The sequence below is a fragment of the Halomonas sp. B23F22_3 genome (assembly GCF_043496965.1).
Lineage (GTDB): Bacteria > Pseudomonadota > Gammaproteobacteria > Pseudomonadales > Halomonadaceae > Halomonas.
This window is the reverse complement of the sequence record NZ_JBIEKG010000001.1, coordinates 189,436-206,750: the sequence shown is the minus strand read 5'-3', so window position 1 is coordinate 206,750 and position 17,315 is coordinate 189,436. Positions and strand designations below refer to the sequence as shown.

General features: G+C 69.1%; 19 protein-coding genes. 18 read left to right on the top strand and 1 reads right to left on the bottom strand.

Features of this window, described 5'->3' with window-relative positions; all coding sequences use genetic code 11:
• The first annotated feature begins 11 nt into the window (after positions 1-11).
• The 17 genes from rfbA (at position 12) to ACGTNG_RS00870 (ending at position 15,681) form a co-directional block, all read left to right on the top strand.
• On the top strand, positions 12-905 hold the full coding sequence (gene rfbA, locus ACGTNG_RS00950; protein ID WP_394574954.1) for a glucose-1-phosphate thymidylyltransferase RfbA: 894 nt from the start codon (positions 12-14) through the stop codon (positions 903-905).
• Positions 902-1,447, top strand: a complete 546-nt coding sequence (gene rfbC, locus ACGTNG_RS00945) for a dTDP-4-dehydrorhamnose 3,5-epimerase (protein ID WP_394574953.1) — start codon at positions 902-904, stop codon at positions 1,445-1,447. Before rfbA ends, rfbC begins: the two co-directional genes overlap by 4 nt.
• Positions 1,444-2,331, top strand: coding sequence for a dTDP-4-dehydrorhamnose reductase (gene rfbD / locus ACGTNG_RS00940; RefSeq protein WP_394574952.1), 888 nt, complete (start codon positions 1,444-1,446; stop codon positions 2,329-2,331). Before rfbC ends, rfbD begins: the two co-directional genes overlap by 4 nt.
• A gap of 207 nt (positions 2,332-2,538) precedes the next feature.
• Positions 2,539-3,465, top strand: a complete 927-nt coding sequence (locus ACGTNG_RS00935) for an HAD-IIB family hydrolase (RefSeq protein WP_394574951.1) — start codon at positions 2,539-2,541, stop codon at positions 3,463-3,465.
• Positions 3,462-4,682 (top strand): glycosyltransferase family protein, encoded by a 1,221-nt coding sequence (locus ACGTNG_RS00930; protein ID WP_394574950.1) that lies wholly within the window; start codon positions 3,462-3,464, stop codon positions 4,680-4,682. Before ACGTNG_RS00935 ends, ACGTNG_RS00930 begins: the two co-directional genes overlap by 4 nt.
• 89 nt (positions 4,683-4,771) lie before the next feature.
• The gene (locus tag ACGTNG_RS00925; RefSeq protein ID WP_394574949.1) at positions 4,772-6,181 is read left to right on the top strand and encodes an MBL fold metallo-hydrolase RNA specificity domain-containing protein; all 1,410 of its coding nucleotides are present in this window, start codon (positions 4,772-4,774) and stop codon (positions 6,179-6,181) included.
• A gap of 146 nt (positions 6,182-6,327) precedes the next feature.
• Positions 6,328-7,236, top strand: coding sequence for an MBL fold metallo-hydrolase (locus ACGTNG_RS00920; RefSeq protein ID WP_394574948.1), 909 nt, complete (start codon positions 6,328-6,330; stop codon positions 7,234-7,236).
• A gap of 215 nt (positions 7,237-7,451) precedes the next feature.
• A complete protein-coding gene (locus tag ACGTNG_RS00915; RefSeq protein ID WP_394574947.1) occupies positions 7,452-8,318 on the top strand; it encodes an MBL fold metallo-hydrolase in 867 nt (288 codons plus the stop codon).
• Between the two features lie 32 nt (positions 8,319-8,350).
• Positions 8,351-8,770: a protein tyrosine phosphatase family protein gene (locus ACGTNG_RS00910; protein ID WP_394574946.1), complete on the top strand. Its 420-nt coding sequence runs from the start codon at positions 8,351-8,353 to the stop codon at positions 8,768-8,770.
• 59 nt (positions 8,771-8,829) lie between these two features.
• Entirely contained in the window at positions 8,830-10,686 is a 1,857-nt protein-coding gene (locus ACGTNG_RS00905; protein WP_394574945.1) for a SulP family inorganic anion transporter, read from the top strand.
• The gene (locus tag ACGTNG_RS00900) at positions 10,683-10,874 is read left to right on the top strand and encodes a YgaP family membrane protein (RefSeq protein WP_394574944.1); all 192 of its coding nucleotides are present in this window, start codon (positions 10,683-10,685) and stop codon (positions 10,872-10,874) included. Before ACGTNG_RS00905 ends, ACGTNG_RS00900 begins: the two co-directional genes overlap by 4 nt.
• 43 nt (positions 10,875-10,917) lie before the next feature.
• The gene (locus ACGTNG_RS00895; RefSeq protein ID WP_394575545.1) at positions 10,918-11,370 is read left to right on the top strand and encodes a YeeE/YedE family protein; all 453 of its coding nucleotides are present in this window, start codon (positions 10,918-10,920) and stop codon (positions 11,368-11,370) included.
• Positions 11,367-11,795 (top strand): DUF6691 family protein, encoded by a 429-nt coding sequence (locus ACGTNG_RS00890; protein WP_394574943.1) that lies wholly within the window; start codon positions 11,367-11,369, stop codon positions 11,793-11,795. Before ACGTNG_RS00895 ends, ACGTNG_RS00890 begins: the two co-directional genes overlap by 4 nt.
• 141 nt (positions 11,796-11,936) lie before the next feature.
• Positions 11,937-12,638, top strand: a complete 702-nt coding sequence (locus tag ACGTNG_RS00885) for a response regulator (RefSeq protein WP_394574942.1) — start codon at positions 11,937-11,939, stop codon at positions 12,636-12,638.
• The gene (locus ACGTNG_RS00880) at positions 12,635-14,017 is read left to right on the top strand and encodes an ATP-binding protein (RefSeq protein WP_394574941.1); all 1,383 of its coding nucleotides are present in this window, start codon (positions 12,635-12,637) and stop codon (positions 14,015-14,017) included. The genes ACGTNG_RS00885 and ACGTNG_RS00880 overlap by 4 nt, the downstream gene beginning before the upstream one ends.
• Positions 14,018-14,719 (top strand): c-type cytochrome, encoded by a 702-nt coding sequence (locus tag ACGTNG_RS00875; protein ID WP_394574940.1) that lies wholly within the window; start codon positions 14,018-14,020, stop codon positions 14,717-14,719.
• Positions 14,716-15,681 (top strand): c-type cytochrome, encoded by a 966-nt coding sequence (locus ACGTNG_RS00870; protein WP_394574939.1) that lies wholly within the window; start codon positions 14,716-14,718, stop codon positions 15,679-15,681. Before ACGTNG_RS00875 ends, ACGTNG_RS00870 begins: the two co-directional genes overlap by 4 nt.
• Before the next feature lie 88 nt (positions 15,682-15,769).
• Here the strand turns inward: ACGTNG_RS00870 and dsbG are convergent, their stop codons facing one another.
• Positions 15,770-16,528 carry a thiol:disulfide interchange protein DsbG gene (gene dsbG / locus ACGTNG_RS00865; protein ID WP_394574938.1) on the bottom strand — a complete coding sequence of 253 codons (759 nt, stop codon included), beginning with the start codon at positions 16,526-16,528 and terminating at the stop codon, positions 15,770-15,772.
• Positions 16,529-16,795: 267 nt separating this feature from the next.
• Here dsbG and ACGTNG_RS00860 point away from each other — a divergent pair, with 267 nt between their 5' ends.
• Entirely contained in the window at positions 16,796-17,299 is a 504-nt protein-coding gene (locus ACGTNG_RS00860; RefSeq protein ID WP_394574937.1) for a copper chaperone PCu(A)C, read from the top strand.
• Positions 17,300-17,315: the final 16 nt, after the last annotated feature.

Sequence of the window (17,315 nt, the reverse complement as noted above, 5' to 3'; positions counted from 1 at the left end):
AAGGAGAGAATATGAGTAAAGCACGCAAGGGCATTATCCTCGCCGGGGGCTCAGGCACTCGGCTGCACCCAGTGACGTTGGCCATGTCCAAGCAAATGCTGCCGGTGCACGATAAGCCGATGATCTACTATCCGCTGGCGACTCTGATGCTGGCCGGGTTGCGCGAGATCCTGATCATTTCCACCCCGCAGGATACCCCCCGCTTCCAGCAGCTGCTGGGCGATGGTAGTCAGTGGGGGATCCGCCTGGAATACGCGGTACAGCCCTCGCCGGACGGGCTGGCACAGGCCTTCACCATCGGCGAGGAGTTCCTGGATGGTGCTCCGAGCGCCCTCATTCTGGGTGACAATATCTTCCATGGCCACGATCTGCAGCCCCTGCTCGACAGCGCCATGTCGCGCGATAGCGGGGCCAGTGTCTTCGCCTATCACGTGCATGACCCCGAGCGTTACGGGGTGGTGGCCTTCGATGAAGCAGGGCGAGCGACCTCCCTGGAAGAGAAGCCGACCCGGCCTCGCTCCAACTTCGCCGTGACCGGCCTTTATTTCTATGATGCCGACGTGGTGCAGATGGCTAAGGAACTCACTCCATCGGCGCGCGGGGAGCTTGAGATCACCGACATCAATCGGCTGTACCTTGAGCGTGGTGACCTTGGGGTCGAGATGATGGGCCGAGGCTTCGCCTGGCTGGATACCGGCACCCATGAGTCGCTGATGGAGGCATCCAACTTCATCGCCACCATCGAGCACCGCCAGGGGCTCAAGGTCTGTTGTCCCGAGGAGATCGCCTGGCGAAACGGCTGGCTCGACGACGAAGGACTGCTCGCCCTGGCCGCGCCGCTGGCCAAGAGCGGCTATGGCCAGTACCTGCAGCGCCTGGTGACACGCGGGGAGGTCAAGGCATGAAGGTTACTCCCACGGCACTGCCGGAAGTGCTCATCCTGGAACCCAAGGTCTTCGGCGATGCACGGGGTTTCTTCATGGAAAGCTTCAACCAGCGCGCCTTCGAGGATGCGACCGGTCTGCAGCGTGACTTCGTCCAGGACAACCACTCTCGTTCCCGTCAAGGCGTGCTGCGGGGCATCCATTATCAGCTGGAGCAGCCCCAGGGCAAGCTGGTGCGGGTGACCCAGGGCCGAGTCTTCGATGTCGCGGTGGACCTGCGTCGCCACTCCCCGCGCTTCGGCCAGTGGGCCGGGGTGGAGCTCTCCGGCGATAACCAGCGACAGCTGTGGGTGCCGGAAGGTTTTGGCCATGGCTTCCTGGTGCTTTCCGAAAGCGCCGACTTCCTCTACAAGACCACCGACTACTATCATCCGGCCTCGGAGCGCTGCATCCGCTTCGACGATCCTGATATCGCCATCGAATGGCCCGAGGTGGCCGAGCCGGCGCTCTCCGAGAAGGATCGGGCCGGTGACGCCTTGAAGGATGCCGAGGTGTTCGAATGAGTGTGAACTGGCTGGTACTGGGCGCCAATGGCCAGGTTGGGCGCCAGTTGACGCGCAGCCTGCAGCCGCTCGGACCGGGCATGGCGCTTTCGCGTACTGACTGCGATCTCGCCGAGCCGGGACGGGTGGCTGAGGTGGTGCGCGAGCGAGCGCCAGCCGTCGTGGTGAACGCGGCGGCCTACACGGCAGTGGATCGTGCCGAAGAGGAGCCGGAATTGGCGCGGCGGCTCAATGCCGAGGCCGTTGCCGAACTGGCCGATGCCTGCCGTGAGGTAGGTGCCGTCCTGGTGCACTATTCGACCGACTATGTCTTCGCCGGCGACGGCGATCGGCCCTTTAGCCCAGACGATACGCCCGCGCCGATGTCCATATATGGACGTACCAAGTGGGAAGGCGAGCAGGCGATCGAAGCCTCGGGCGTCCGGCATCTGATCCTGCGCACGAGTTGGGTCTATGACGCCCGGGGACACAACTTCGTCAATACCATGCTGCGTCTGGCGGGAGAGCGAGATCGACTCCAGGTGGTGAACGATCAGGTCGGTGCACCGACCTGGGCGGCGACAATCGCCGATGTCACAGCGCTGGTGGTGCACGACTGGGCCCGAGGTGGCTTCGATGAGGGCCGGGGTGGCACCCATCACCTCTGCGCTCGGGGCGAGACCAGCTGGTACGGCTTCGCCGAGGCGATCTTCACGGCGGCAGTCGAATCTGGGCGAATCGAGGCGACGGCGCGGCCCGAGGTCTTGCCTATAACCAGTGCCGAATTTCCCCAGAAGGCGCCGCGACCGGCGAACTCAAGGCTGGAGTCGAGCAGCCTGGAAGCGGCCTTCTCACTGCGCCTGCCACACTGGCGTGATGCACTGGACGCCTGTCTCGCCAGTTGAGCATTGTACGGCGCCGGCAAGCCGCGACGCCCCACGCCCCGCCAGGATGCACCCTGGCGGGGCGTTTTCATGTTCACTCCTGGTGCATCGGCGCCGCCGTGTCCCGCTCTAAAGGGGGCTCCCTAGGTGACAGAACGTTTTTGCCGTGCCCTGGCACGCCCCCTGCATGGAGCATGACGCGTCCACCACTCCGGAGCCGGATCCGCCATGCCCTCGACATCAGCCTCGCCATACGACCCCACCCGGCGAGCGCGCCTGGTCTTCACCGACCTGGATGGCTCGCTGCTCGACCACCATACCTACGACTGGTCGGCCGCCAGGCCCTGGCTCGCCCGGCTGAAGGCCGAGGGCGTACCGGTGATCCCGGTGACCAGCAAGACCCGCAGCGAGATCCTGCCGCTGCGCCGTGAGCTCGGCCTCGAGGACGCCCCCTTCATCGCCGAGAACGGCGCCCTGGCCGGCCTGCCGCTCGCCTGGTGTCATGCCCGGCTGGACCGGGGGCCGGGCCCCGATGGCGTGGCGATCCGCACCCTGGGGGTCGATATCGGCTTCATCCGCCAGCGGCTTTCGGTGTGGCGGGAGCGGCTGGGGCTTGGCTTCACCACCATGAGCGAGATGCCACTGGAGGAGCTGGTCGCCGTCACCGGGCTGGCGGAGCCTGAGGCCCGCCTGGCGCGGCTGCGCGAGGGCAGCGAGCCGCTGGTCTGGGAGGAGGGGGATGAGCGCCTCGCGGCCTTCCGCAAGGGCCTCGAGGGCGACGGCCTGCGCCTGGTGCGGGGTGGGCGCTTCTGGCACGTCACCGGCGACTGCGACAAGGGCAGCGCCGTCGCCTGGCTGACCGAGCGCTTCGCGTCGCTGCGTGGCAGCCGGCCCCGGACCCTGGCGCTGGGCGACGGCCCCAATGACATCGCCATGCTCGAGGGGGTCGACCAGGCGGTGGTGATCCGTGGCTGTCACGACTTGACGGTCGCGCCGACCCAGGCGTCGCTCTATCGCAGCGTGACCACCGGCCCCGCCGGCTGGGCCGAGGGGATGGAGCACTGGTGGGGGCGAGACGAGCGTCGAGTGGGCTCGGCGGAGGAGGGCGAGCCGCCGGCCGAGCCCGGGTCGTTCGACGACGGGGTGACGGCATGAGCGACTTCCACCAGAACGGCATCATCACCGATTTCCACAACCTGACCCGTCGGCCGCTGGCGGCCCTGGAAGCGGAGCTGTGCGACTTCTCCGCCCGGCGCCCGATGAGCCTGATCCTGCCGTCGCTGTTCTCCGAGCTGGAGGGGCCGGCGCTCGACCACATCGTCGAGGAGATCGCCCGGGTGCCCTACCTCGCGGAGGTGGTGATCGGCCTGGATCGTGCCGATCGGGAGCAGTTCCTGCGCGCCAGGGAGTTCTTCGCCCGGCTCCCCCAGCACCACCGCATCCTCTGGCACGACGGCCCGCGGCTCCAGGCGCTGGACGCCGAACTCGAGGCCCAGGGCCTGGCCCCCCAGCAGCCCGGCAAGGGGCGTAACGTCTGGTACTGCGGGGGCTATGTGCAGGCCTCGAACCGCGGGCGGGTGGTGGCCCTGCACGACTGCGACATCCTCACCTACGACCGGGGGCTTCTGGCGAGGCTCTTCTATCCGGTGGTCCACCCGCGCTTCAACTACGAGTTCTGCAAGGGCTACTACCCGCGCATCGCCGAGGGGCGGCTCAACGGCCGGGTCTCGCGGCTGATGGTCACCCCGCTGCTGAGGGCGCTCAAGACGATCCACGGCCCCTTGCCCTATCTCGAGTACCTGGACAGCTTCCGCTACGCGCTCTCCGGCGAGTTCGCCATGCGCACCGAGGTGCTCGACGGCATCCGCATCCCCGCCGACTGGGGGCTGGAGATCGGCGTGCTCTCCGAGGTGCACCGCAACTACTCCACCAAGCGGCTCTGCCAGGTCGACCTGGCCGACGCCTACGACCACAAGCACCAGCCGGTCTCCGCCGAGGACGCCACGGGCGGGCTCAACCGCATGAGCCTCGATATCGCCAAGTCGCTCTACCGCAAGCTGGCGACCCAGGGCGTGACCTTCAGCGCCGAGGGCTTTCGCACGCTGAAGGCGACCTACTACCGTCTGGCGCTGGACCTGATCGAAGCCTACGACCACGACGCCGTGATGAACGGCCTGAGCCTGGATCGCCACGCCGAGGAGCAGGCCGTGGAGCTGTTCGCCGCCAACCTGCTAGAGGCCGGCAGCGACTTCCTGGACTACCCCCGCGAACGCCCCTTCATCCCCAGCTGGAATCGCGTCAAGGCGGCCATTCCCGACCTGCCGGAGCGCCTGAGCCAGGCGGTGGAGCGTGACCACGCCGGGGAGGTCTAGCCGGGCCGGCACCGACATATCGCGAATCCGTTATGCTGAGGGCAGAGGGGCGACCGTGCCCCGCCACGCCAGCCACCGGGAGCGAGACCATGTCGACACTGACCTTTCAGGGTGCGGTCAAGGAAGTCACCGGTTCCCGCTACCTCCTCGAGGTAGACGGCGATCATTGCACGCATCGGCTGCTGCTGGAGTGCGGCCTGCACCAGGGCGGCGGGGATGCCGACGAGGCCAACGCCCGCGGCTTCGGCCGTCTGCCCGGCGAGCTCGAGGCGGTGGTGCTCTCCCACGGCCACCTCGACCACTCGGGACTACTGCCGAAGCTCGTTCGCGAGGGGTACGACGGGCCGATCCACTGCACCCGTGGCACCCGCGACCTGCTGGAGATCATGCTGCAGGACGCCGCCTTCATCATGGCCAAGGACGTCGAGTGGGAGAACAAGTGGCGCAGGCGACACGGCAAGCCGCTGATCGAGCCGCTCTACGAGCTGAAGGACGTGGAGCGCACCCTGGCGCTCTGCACCTCCCATGGCTATGGCCAGCCCGTTTCGCTTCCTGGCGGTGTCACCCTGGTGTTCCACGACGCTGGACACATCCTGGGCTCGGCCATCGTCGAGCTGGCCGTGCCCTCCGGTGGCCAGACGCGGCGCCTGGTCTTCTCGGGGGATCTGGGCAACCCCAGCTCGGTGCTGATGAAGGATCCCGAGAAGCTCCATGAGGCGGACCTGGTGCTGATGGAGAGCACCTACGGCGATCGCGACCACCGCCCCCTGGACGAGACCCTGGAGGAGTTCGCCCAGGTGCTGGAGGAGGCTCATGCGGCGGGCGGCAACGTGCTGATTCCCGCCTTCGCCGTGGGTCGCACCCAGGAGATCCTCTACCACCTGAGCGTGCTCTATCACGAGGGGCGGCTGCGCCAGCAGCTGGTCTTTCTCGACAGCCCCATGGCGATCAAGGTCACCGAGCTCTACCACCGCGCTCGCAAGTCCCTGGATCCCGACGATCTCAAGGTGCTCAACGTCGCCGCCAGCGGCGATACCAGCCGCTATCTGCCGATTCTCCGCATGACGCGCACGGTGGAGGAGTCGATGGCCATCAACCGCATCCACGGCGGGGCGATCATCATTGCCGGCGCCGGGATGTGCAACGGCGGTCGCATCCTGCACCACTTCCGCTACAACCTCGAGAAGCCCAGCACCCGGCTGGTGATCGTCGGCTTCCAGGCCGGGGGCACGCTGGGCCGCCAGATCGTCGACGGAGCCGAGCGGGTGCGCGTGATGGGCCAGGACCTGGCGGTCAAGGCCCGGGTGCACACCATCGGCGGCTTCTCGGCCCATGCCGGCCAGACCCAGCTGCTCGGCTGGGTCGGCGCCTTCCGCCATCGCCCCCGCGTCTACCTGGTGCATGGCGAGCCCGGCGCCCAGCGGGCGCTCCAGGCGCTGCTCGAGCAAAGCGGCATCGACGCCGAGATTCCCGCTTTTGGTGATCGCCTCGAGCTCTAGGGCGGGCTCCTCGCTCAACTCGCCTTTCGTCTCGCCTATCGCGGCGATGCACGGCGTCAATCGGTTGTTAGAGTTATAGGTGATAAGGTAATTCCACATTTCTCGATGGACGCCCGGCCTGATCCGGGCGCCAACGGAGGTGACCGATGCAGACCTTCGCCCTCTCCCCGAGCACGGGGGCCGGCAACCCCGAGGTGGCCGGTTTCTTCGACCCGCGCACCTTCTCCGTGCAGTACGTGGTCAGCGACCCGGCCACCGGCAAGTGCGCCATCATCGACCCGGTCCACGACTTCGACGAGAAGTCCGGTGCCACCGCCACCCACCGTGCCGACGAACTGCTCGCCTACGTGGAGAAGCAGGGTTTCGAGGTGCAGTGGATCCTCGACACCCATCCCCATGCCGATCACTTCTCCGCGGCGCAGTACCTGAAGGAGAAGACCGGCGCCCCCACCTCCATCGGCGAGAAGGTGGTCGAGGTCCAGGCGCTCTGGAAGGAGCTCTACCACTGGCCCGACTTCCCGGCCGACGGTTCCCAGTGGGATCGGCTCTTCGCCGAGGGGGACACCTTCCGCCTCGGCGAGCTGGAGGCGCGGGTGATGTTCTCGCCGGGCCATACCCTGGCCTCGATCACCTACGTGATCGGCGATGCCGCCTTCGTTCATGACACGCTCTTCCAGCCCGATTTCGGCACCGCCCGGGCCGACTTCCCCGGCGGCGACGCCCACCAGCTGTGGCGCTCCATCCAGGCGATCCTGGCGTTGCCCGACGCGACACGGCTGTTCACCGGCCATGACTACATGCCCGATGGCCGCGAGCCCCAGTGGGAGAGCACGGTGCGCGAGCAGCGCGAGACCAACAAGCACCTGGCGGGGGACGTCAGCGAGGCCGACTACGCGGCCATGCGCGACGAGCGCGATGCCGAGCTGCCCATGCCCAAGCTGATCCTGCACGCCCTGCAGGTGAACATCCTGGGCGGGCGCCTGCCGGCGCCCGAGCCCAACGGCAAGCGCTACCTGAAGATTCCGCTGGACGCCCTGGACGGCGCCGACTGGTAGTGATGTCCGTGTGGCGCGAGACCCATCGCCTCGGCGATGGGTCCTCTGGATGAGGGGGTGTCATTCATTCTCGGTCTTTTATTCTTAAATAGTCTAATCTTAGAATCTATATTGCGTTAAGCTGACGCCATCACCCGTACAGTGACATTCGACGGAGGGCGTTTGTGATGTCCCAGCAGTCCAGCGTGGCCCGGCCAGGCGTATCACGACCCAACGTGGCTCGACCCATCGTGACCCACTTCTTCGACGAGCCGACCAACACCTTCAGCTATGTGGTGCAGGATCCCGAGAGTCGTGCCTGCGCGATTCTCGATTCGGTGCTCGACTTCGACTACGCCGCCGGTCGCACCGACGTGCGCTCCGCCGACGCCATCATCGCCTTCGTGCGCGAGCACGACCTCGAGGTCGAGTGGATCCTCGAGACCCACGTCCACGCCGACCACCTCTCCGCGGCGCCCTACCTGCACGAGGCGCTGGGGGGCAAGACCGGCATCGGCGCCCGTATCACCGTGGTGCAGGAGGTCTTCGGCAAGGCCTTCAATGCCGGCACCGAGTTCGCCCGCGACGGCAGCCAGTTCGACCGTCTCTTCGAGGAGGGCGATACCTTCGCCATCGGCGATCTGGAAGGGCGGGTGCTGCACACCCCGGGCCACACTCCGGCCTGCCTGACCTACGTGATCGGCGATGCCGCCTTCGTCGGCGATACCCTCTTCATGCCGGACTACGGCACCGCGCGCTGCGACTTCCCGGGCGGCGATGCGCGCACCCTCTATCGCTCCATCCAGAAGGTGCTGGCCCTGCCGGACGAGACACGGCTGTTCCTGTGCCATGACTACAAGGCCCCGGAGCGCGAGGCGTACCAGCACGAGACCAGCGTGGCGGAGCAGCGAGCCCATAACGTGCACGTCCACGAGGGCGTCAGCGAGGAGGCGTTCGTCAAGATGCGCACCGAGCGCGACGCCACCCTCGGCATGCCCCGGCTGATCCTGCCGTCGGTGCAGGTCAACATGCGTGCCGGGCACCTGCCGCCGGCCGAGGAGAACGGCCAGGTCTACCTCAAGGTACCGATCAACAGGTTCTGATCCCCAGGTCTGATCGTTAGAGGAGTGTTTCCATGCAGATCCAATCCCTCGAAACCGGCTTCGCCATCGCCGATGCCGTGACCCCCGCCGATCTCGACGAGGTCGCCCGTCGCGGCTTCCGCGCGGTGATCTGCAACCGCCGTCCCGGCGAGGCCGAGGACCACCCCGACGACCGGCGCCTGCGAGACCGGGCCGCCGAGCTCGGCCTGGCGTGGCGCACTATCCCGGTGACGCCGGGCGACTACGGCGAGGCGGACATCGCGGCCTTCAGCGAGGCGCTGGACGAGCTGCCCACGCCGATCCTGGCCTTCTGCAAGACCGGCAAGCGCGCCGTGCATCTCTGGGCCCAGGCCCGCAGCCGCGAGGCCGGCTGTGACATTCCGGCGCTGCTGGCCGCGGCTCACGCGGCCGGCCACGATCCGCAGCCGATCCGCGAGATGCTCAAGGTCTGACAGGCACACGCCCCGCGCGCCGCGACGGAACCGGGTTCACGACCGATGACGAGACGCCCATGACCCTTTCCCGCTGGATTCCCCTGCTCGGCTGGCTGCACGGCTATCGGCGCGACGTCCTGGCCCGTGACCTGCTGGCGGCGGTGATCGTGACGCTGATGCTGGTGCCCCAGGCGCTGGCCTACGCCCTGCTGGCGGGGCTGCCTCCGGAGGTGGGGCTCTACGCCAGCATGCTGCCGCTGGTGCTCTATGCCCTCTTCGGCACCAGCGCCACCCTGGCGGTGGGGCCGGTGGCGGTGGCCTCGCTGATGACCGCCTCGGCGCTCTCCGGCATCGCGGCGCCCGGCAGCGCCGAGTACGTGGCGGCCGCCCTGGTGCTGGCCGCGCTCTCCGGGCTGGTGCTGGTGGGCATGGGCCTGCTGCGCCTGGGATTTCTGGCCAACTTCCTGAGCCACCCGGTGATCTCGGGCTTCGTCACCGCCTCGGGGATCCTGATCGCCGCCAGCCAGCTACGCCACGTGCTCGGCGTGGAGGCGTCCGGCCACAACCTGGTGGAGATGGGCGCGGCGCTGATCGCGGGGATCACAGCGACCAACCCCATCACCCTGGCGATCGGCCTGGGCGTCTGGGCGTACCTGTTGATCTGCCGGCGCAGGCTCAAGGGCTGGCTCACCCGCCTGGGCCTCGCGACGACCTCGGCGGACCTGGTGGCCAAGGCGGCACCGGTGTCGGCGGTGATCGTCACCACCCTGCTGGCCTGGGGGCTGGGGCTCGGCGCCCAGGGCGTGGCCCTGGTCGGCCAGGTGCCGAGCGGCCTGCCGACGCTGGCGCTGCCGAGCCTCGAGCCCGAGCTCTGGTCGACGCTGCTGCCGGCGGCGGTGCTGATCAGCCTGGTGGGCTTCGTGGAGTCGGTCTCGGTCGCCCAGACCCTGGCCGCCAAGCGCCGCCAGCGCATCGAGCCCAACCGGGAGCTGATCGCGCTGGGGCTGGCCAATCTCGGCGCCGGGACGAGCGGCGGCTCGCCGGTCTCCGGGGGCTTCTCGCGCTCGGTGGTCAACTTCGAGGCCGGCGCCGCCACGCCGCTCGCCGGCGCCTTCACGGCCGTGGGCATCGCCCTGGCGACCCTCACCCTGACCACCCCGCTGGCCTTCCTGCCCAAGGCGACGCTCGCCGCCACCATCATCGTCGCGGTGGGCACCCTGATCGACCTGCCCGCCATCAAGCGCACCTGGGACTACTCCCGGGCCGACGGCGTGGCCATGCTGGCCACCCTGGTGCTGACCCTGGTCCACGGGGTGGAGAGCGGCATCCTGGTGGGAGTGGGGCTCTCGCTGGGCCTGCATCTCTACCGCACCAGCCGCCCGCACAGCGCCGTGGTGGGCCGGGTGCCGGGAAGCGAGCACTTTCGTAATGTGCGGCGCCACGCGGTGGAGACCGACGAGCGGCTGGCGATCCTGCGGGTCGACGAGAGCCTCTACTTCGCCAATGCCCGCTACCTGGAGGACACCGTGATGGCCCTCGCGGCTCGCCAGCCGGGCCTTGCCCATATCGTGCTGGCCTGCCAGGCGGTCAACGTCATCGACGCCTCGGCGCTGGAAAGCCTCGAGGCGATCAACGCCCGCCTGAGGGACGCCGCCGTCACCCTGCACCTGGCCGAGGTCAAGGGACCGGTGATGGATCGCCTGGAGCATACCGACTTCTGCCGGGCGCTGACCGGCCGCGTCTTCCTGAGCACCTATGACGCCTGGCGAACGCTCCATGAGCATCGTGAGGTCGAGACGTCCCCGGCGGCCTGCGGCGGTGCCGGCCTCGCCACGGAGGCGCCGTCACCCTCCACCGATTCGGGGCACAGCCCCATCACCGGAAATGCCCCCGTTCGAGAGCGTTTTCGCCTACACCGAGGAGACTCACCATGACCCACAATGTCGGCGGTATCGACAAGCTCGCCCGCATCATCATCGGCGCCGTGCTGATCGGCCTTTCCATCACCGGCCAGATCGGCGCCTGGGGCTGGATCGGCCTGCTGCCGCTGGTCACCGGCCTGCTCGGCACCTGTCCCGCCTATCGCCTGCTGGGCATCAGCACCTGCCAGCGGCAGAAGTGAACGATCGACACACACCCAAGGGAGGATCTCTCACGTGGATGGGATGACTAGCCTGCAGGGGCTGATCGGGGGGATCCTGATCGGCCTGTCGGCCACCTGGCTGATGGCGACCCTGGGTCGCATCGCCGGCATCAGCGGTATCCTCGGCACCCTGATCACCCAGCGGCCCCGGGGCGACAGCGCCTGGCGACTGGCCTTCCTGCTGGGGCTGATCAGCGGCCCGATCGTACTGATCCTCGCCGGCGGCGGGGCCGGCAACGTGGCGGGCGCGCCGGGCGAGGTGGTCGGCGCGCCCGCCGGTGGCGTGCCGCTGATGCTCGCCGCCGGGCTGCTGGTGGGGTTTGGCACCGGGATCGGCAGCGGCTGCACCAGCGGTCACGGCGTCTGCGGCCTGGCGCGGCTGTCGACGCGCTCGCTGGTCGCCACCCTGACCTTCCTGGTCGCCGCCATCGTGACCGTCTTCGTGGTGCGTCATGGCATCGGAGGTGGGGCATGAGGCGCGAGACGCAAAAGACGCTCATGGGCTACGTCGCCGGGCTGCTCTTCGGCCTCGGCCTCGCGGTCTCCGGCATGACCGATCCGGCCCGGGTGCTCGGCTTCCTGGATCTCGCCGGCGCCTGGGATCCGACCCTGATGGTCGTGCTGGGCGGGGCGGTGGTCACCAACTTCATCGGCTACCGACTGGTGCTGCGCCGTCCCCACCCGCTGATCGGCGAGCGCTTCCAGCTGCCCACGCGTACCGACCTGGATGGCCGGCTGATCGGCGGTGCCGCCCTGTTCGGCATCGGCTGGGGGCTCTCCGGCTACTGCCCCGGGCCGGCCTTCGCTTCCATCGCCGGGCTCTCCGCGCCGTTGGCCGCCATGCTGGTGGCGATGGTGCTCGGCTGGTTCCTGGCGCGGGCGATCCCCGCCCGGGGCTGAGCGCCTCGCCCTCCCTCTCGTGCCTCCCCCTGCATGGGGGAGGCACCCTATCGACCAAAGGACGGCCTGTCGGGCGCCGCGGGTTAATGCCGGCTTAATGGCCCGGTGACAACATGTCGCAGTTCACGAGGATTTCCTGTCATGCACGTACTGCTCATCGAGGATGATGCCCTGGTGGCGTCGGGCATCCAGGCCGGGCTCGGCGTCTACGACTTCGTCGTCGACACCGTGGGCACCATGGCCGAGGCGCGCTCGGCCATGGAAACGGTCTCAAGCGACGTGGTGATCCTCGATCGCGGCCTGCCCGACGGCGACGGCATGACGCTGCTCGAGGAGTGGCGGGCGGCCGGCATCGATACCCCGGTGCTGATCCTCACCGCGCGTGACGCGGTGAGCGATCGCATCGAGGGGCTGCACGTCGGCGCCGATGATTACCTGGTCAAGCCCTTCGATCTCGACGAACTGGTGGCGCGCCTGCTGGCGCTGCTGCGACGGGCCGCCGGACGTTCCCGGGCACTGGTCGAGCACGGCGCGCTGTGTCTCGATCCCGTCTCCCGGGAGGTGACGGTGGCGGGGCGGCCGGTGGCGCTGTCGCGCCGCGAGCTGGTGCTGCTGGAGGCCTTCCTCCAGGCGCCGCGCAGCGTGCTCAGCGCCGAGCAGCTCAAGGACAGCCTCTACGGCATGAACGAGGAGGTGGAGAGCAACGCGCTCAACGTGCACATCCACCACCTGCGCCGCAAGCTCGGCAACCGGGTGATCGAGACGGTGCGCGGGCTGGGCTACCGGCTGGGTCCGCCCGAGGCGGTCGAGGCGACGCGTCGCCCCGGGGCCGGTCGCCGATGAGCCTGCGCACGCGCCTGGTGCTGACCCTCGGGGCGACGCTGCTGCTGCTGTGGGGGCTCGCCGCCGCCTGGCTGATGCGCGATCTCTACCAGCAGGTCGAGGCGACACTCGACCAGCGCCTGGCCCAGTCGGCGCGCATGGTCTCGGGGCTGATGGCGCAGCTGCCGGTCGAGGTGTGGGAACAGGCCGATCGGCGGGCGCTCTCGATCCCGCCCATCGAGGGGTTGGCCTGCCAGGTGCACTCGCCGCGGGGCGAGATCCTGGCGCGCACCCATAGCGACATGCAGGAGGTGTTGAAGGCCAGCGCGCCGGGGCATGCCTATCGGGAGGAGGGCGGCGTGACCTGGCGGGTGTTCACCTACCAGCGCAACGGGCTGACCATCACCACCGCGGATCGCATGGACGAGCGCGACCTGCTGATGCGCAACGTGCTGGAGGTGGCGGTGGTGCCCTTCGTGGTGGCCCTGGCGGGCAGCCTGCTGGCGCTGTGGATCGGCGTGGTGAGAGGGCTCGCGCCGCTGGAACGGCTGCGCGATGCCCTGGCGCGACGTCATCCCGACGCCCTGGCGCCGGTGGCGACCCACGGCGTGCCGCATGAGATCCGCCCGCTGGTGGATACGCTCAATGCCCTGCTGGCGCGGATCCAGCAGGCCATCGTCCGCGAACAGCGCTTCACCAACGACGCGGCCCATGAGCTTCGCACGCCGCTCACGGCCATCAAGACCCATCTGCAGGTGGCGCGGCGCGTGGAGGGCGAGGCGGCGCGCCGGGCGCTGGATCACGCCGAGGAGGGCGTGGCGCGACTATCCTGCACCTTGGACCAGCTGCTGATGCTGGCCCGGGTCGAGGGGCGGGTGCACTTCGAGGACGGCGAGGTCAGCCGCGCCGCCGACGTGGTGGAGCTGGCCCTGCGCGACGCCTCGGCGAGCGAGCGCGCGCGGTTCGCGCTGCCCGAGGCCTGGCCCGACGGCGAGCTCGCGGTGCCCCGGGAGCTCGCCATCACGGCGCTGCGCAACCTGGTGGACAACGCCCTGCGCCACGGGCCCGAGGGGAGCCCGGTGGCGGTGACGAGCCGGCTCGACGCGGCGAACGGGATGCTGACCTTCTGCGTCAGGGATCACGGCCCCGGGGTCGAGGAGGCCGAGCTCGAGCAGCTGTCCCGACGCTTCTGGCGCGCGAGCTCCCGGCAGGGCAGCGGTCTGGGGCTGGCGATCGTGGCGGCCATCGCCGAGCGCTTCGGTGGCCGACTGGCATTTTGCCGCCCCGAGGGGGGCGGGCTCGAGGCGCGGCTGACGCTGCCGCTGACGACGGGGCCGGTTCGTCCGGCCCGACAGGAGTCCCTGCAGGGGATCAACGACAATGACGAGGGGGAACCCTAGATGACGATCATACGGATCGCGAGTGGCGTCGGGCTGTTGCTGGGCCTGGCCTCCGTACAGGCGGCAGCACAGCCCCAGGACCTGGAGGGGGATGCCGAGCGTGGCCAGCAAGCGGCCGGCGTCTGCGTGGCCTGCCACCAGGCCGACGGCATGGGCATGGACAACCCGGGTGGTGAGTCCTGGCCGCGCCTGGCCGGCCTGCCGGCGGCCTACATCGAGAAGCAGCTGCACGACATCAAGGCGGGGGAGCGTGAGAGCGCCACCATGATGCCGTTCGCCAACATGCTCGATGACCAGCAGATCGCCGACGTCTCGGCCTACTACGCCGAGATGGCGGCCTGGCCGAGCCTGCCCACCGCGTATCAACCCGCCGAGCCCGAGGACGCCGCCGTGTGGCTGGCCAATCGCGGCGACTGGGCCCAGGACAGCATGATCCCGGCCTGCAACCAGTGCCACGGGCCCAACGGCCAGGGCGTAGGGGAGAGTTTCCCGCCGCTGGCCGGCCAGCATGCCGGCTACCTCGCGACCCAGCTCCAGGCCTGGCGCGACGGCTCGCGCCACAACGATCCCAACCAGCTGATGGCGGGCGTCGCCGAGCGCCTCGACGAGGCGCAGATCACGATGATCGCCGACTACTACGCCAGCCTTCCCACCACGCTCGCCGAGCGCGACGCCCCGTCATCCGAGGAGGACGCCCAATGAGCCTGCGCAGATCCCAGCCGCTGATGGCGGCGACCCTGGTCGCGACCCTGGCCCTCTCGCCGGCCGCCCTGGCCCAGGACGAGGGCGTCGAGCGGGACTACCAGATTCCGCTGCCAGAGGCCCCCGAGGGCGAGGTGACCTTCCAGCCTCCCCACGAGCGCGACCTGCCCGACAACCAGTACGGCGACATGGTGCGCAAGGGGCGCGATCTCTTCGTCGACACCCAGTCGCTGCGCGGCGAGTACGTCTTCAACGACCAGAACTGCGCCAACTGCCACCTCGACGCCGGCCGCCTGGCCAACTCCGCGCCGATGTGGGCCTCCTTCGGCGTCTACCCGGCCTACCGCGGCAAGAACGACAAGGTGAACACCATGGCCGAGCGGATCCAGGGCTGCTTCACCTACTCCATGAACGGCAAGCCCCCGGAGTATGGCAGCGAGCCGCTGGTGGCCATGCAGACCTACCTGCACTGGATGTCGACGGGGGCGCCGATCAACGAGTCGCTGCCCGGTCGCGGCTACCCCAAGCTCGAGGACGCCGAGCAGGCGCCCGATCGTGCCCGCGGCGCCGAGGTCTACGCCGCCCAGTGCGCGGTCTGCCACGGCGACGAGGGGCAGGGCCAGAAGGTCGGCGAGCGGCAGGTGTTCCCGCCGCTGTGGGGCGATGGCGCCTATAACTGGGGCGCCGGCATGCACCGGGTGAACACGGCGGCCAACTTCATCAAGGCCAACATGCCCCTGGGCAAGCCCTACTCCCTCAGCGACCAGCAGGCCTGGGACGTGGCGGCGTTCATCAATAGCCACGAGCGCCCCCAGGATCCGCGTCGCCGGACCCTGGAGACCCTGGAGGAGACCGACGCGACCTTCCACAACCACCACGGCTTCTACGGGGACGAGATCGACGGACGACGCCTGGGCGATCACGCCGATTTCGGCGAGAATCCGCGGCCCCTCGACGGCTGAGCGTTTCTCCCGGGCGAACGCAACGGGCCCCGCTGCCATTCGGCAGCGGGGCCCGTCGTGTTCAGAGACCGTGTTCGAGAGCGTCGGCTCAGGGACGCGGTGAGCCCATCATCTCGATCAGGCGCGCCTCCTGGGGGGCACCCTGGACCTGTTCCAGGCGACCGTCGTCGCCGCGATAGTAGGTGGTGGGGGTGGCCATCAGTCCCAGGCTCTCGAAGAGCTGGTTGTTGGCGCGGACCCGCTCCTCGATCTCGCGCGGCTGCGCCCTGGCCTCGGCGACGCGCTCCTCGGTCTGGTGGGCCTGCAGCGCGCTGCTCGGGTCGTCGGCGCCGAGCAGCGCGGCGGCCTTGGCCGGGCTGTCGCTCTTCAGGATGCCGACCATGATATGGCGCAGCTGGACCCGGCCGGCGTCGACCCAGGGGCGGCTCTGCTCGTGGAAGCGCGCGCAGTAGGGGCAGTTGGGATCGGTGAAGGTGTAGAGGATGCGCTCGGCGTCCGGGTCGCCATCGGCGATCCAGTGGCTCTGCTCGAGCTCCTGCCACACCTCGGCCTCCTGGGCGCTGCGGACGTGCTCGTCCAGCGGCGCGGCGGACAGGTCGTTGCCCTCGGCGTCGAGGAGGGTGCCGACCAGGGCATGTTCGCCATCCTGGGTGAGGTAGACCGCCATCGCTCGGCCCTGATGGCTGGCGGCGAAGCCGGCAAGCCCGCTCGGCGCCTCGAAGCGGGCGTGGATCTCCAGCCCCTCCTCCACCAGGGCCTGGATCGGGGCCGGCCAGGACGTGTCGGCGGAGAGCGTCGTGGCGGCGGTCAGGGAAAGCAGGCCGATCGTCAGGGTGAGGGGTCGCATCGCGAAGTCCTGTCGTTGAGAGCTGTCGTTGAGAGCTGTCGTTAAGAGCTGTCATCAAGAGATGTCGCACGGAGACGCCGTGGGGCGATGTCGTGGAGGCGAGTTGGGACCCACGCCGTCTCCCCGAAGTTCCCATCCTGACACGCCGACATTAGCCGTGAATTAATCGCGGGATCGTCAGGCGGGGCGAGATGTCGCATCCCGCTTGGCGGCGTCGCCGTGGCAGGATAGGGGCTGCCTCTCTCATGACTGCTGGAGTCCATCGCCATGCGCCGCGCCACCCGTCCGCTGTTCCTGCTCTCACTGCTCTGCATGCCGCTGCTGGGCGCCGTCGCCCAGGCCGACTCCCTCACCGTCGAGGGGGCGCACGTGCGCGCCGTGCCCCCCGGGTCGCCCACCACCGCCGCCTTCATGACCCTGAGCAACCCGGGCGAGACAGACCTGGCACTGGTCGGGGGGAGTTCGCCGCTGGCCGGCCGCCTGGAGCTTCACAACCACGTGATGGTCGACGGCGTGATGCAGATGCGCCGGGTCGAGGCGATCCCGCTGCCGGCCGGCGAGACCGTGCGGCTGGCGCCGGGGGGCTGGCACCTGATGATGTTCGAGCTGGCCGCGAGCCCGGCCGAGGGCGAGCGCGTCGAGCTCACCCTGACCCTCGACAGCGGTGAGGCGATCACCCTCGAGGCGCCGGTCCAGCGCGTACAGCCGATGGAGATGTCGGACCCGGAAGCGATGGGTAAGGAAGAGACGGAACCGCACTCGGCGCACTGATCACCCCCATCGGTCA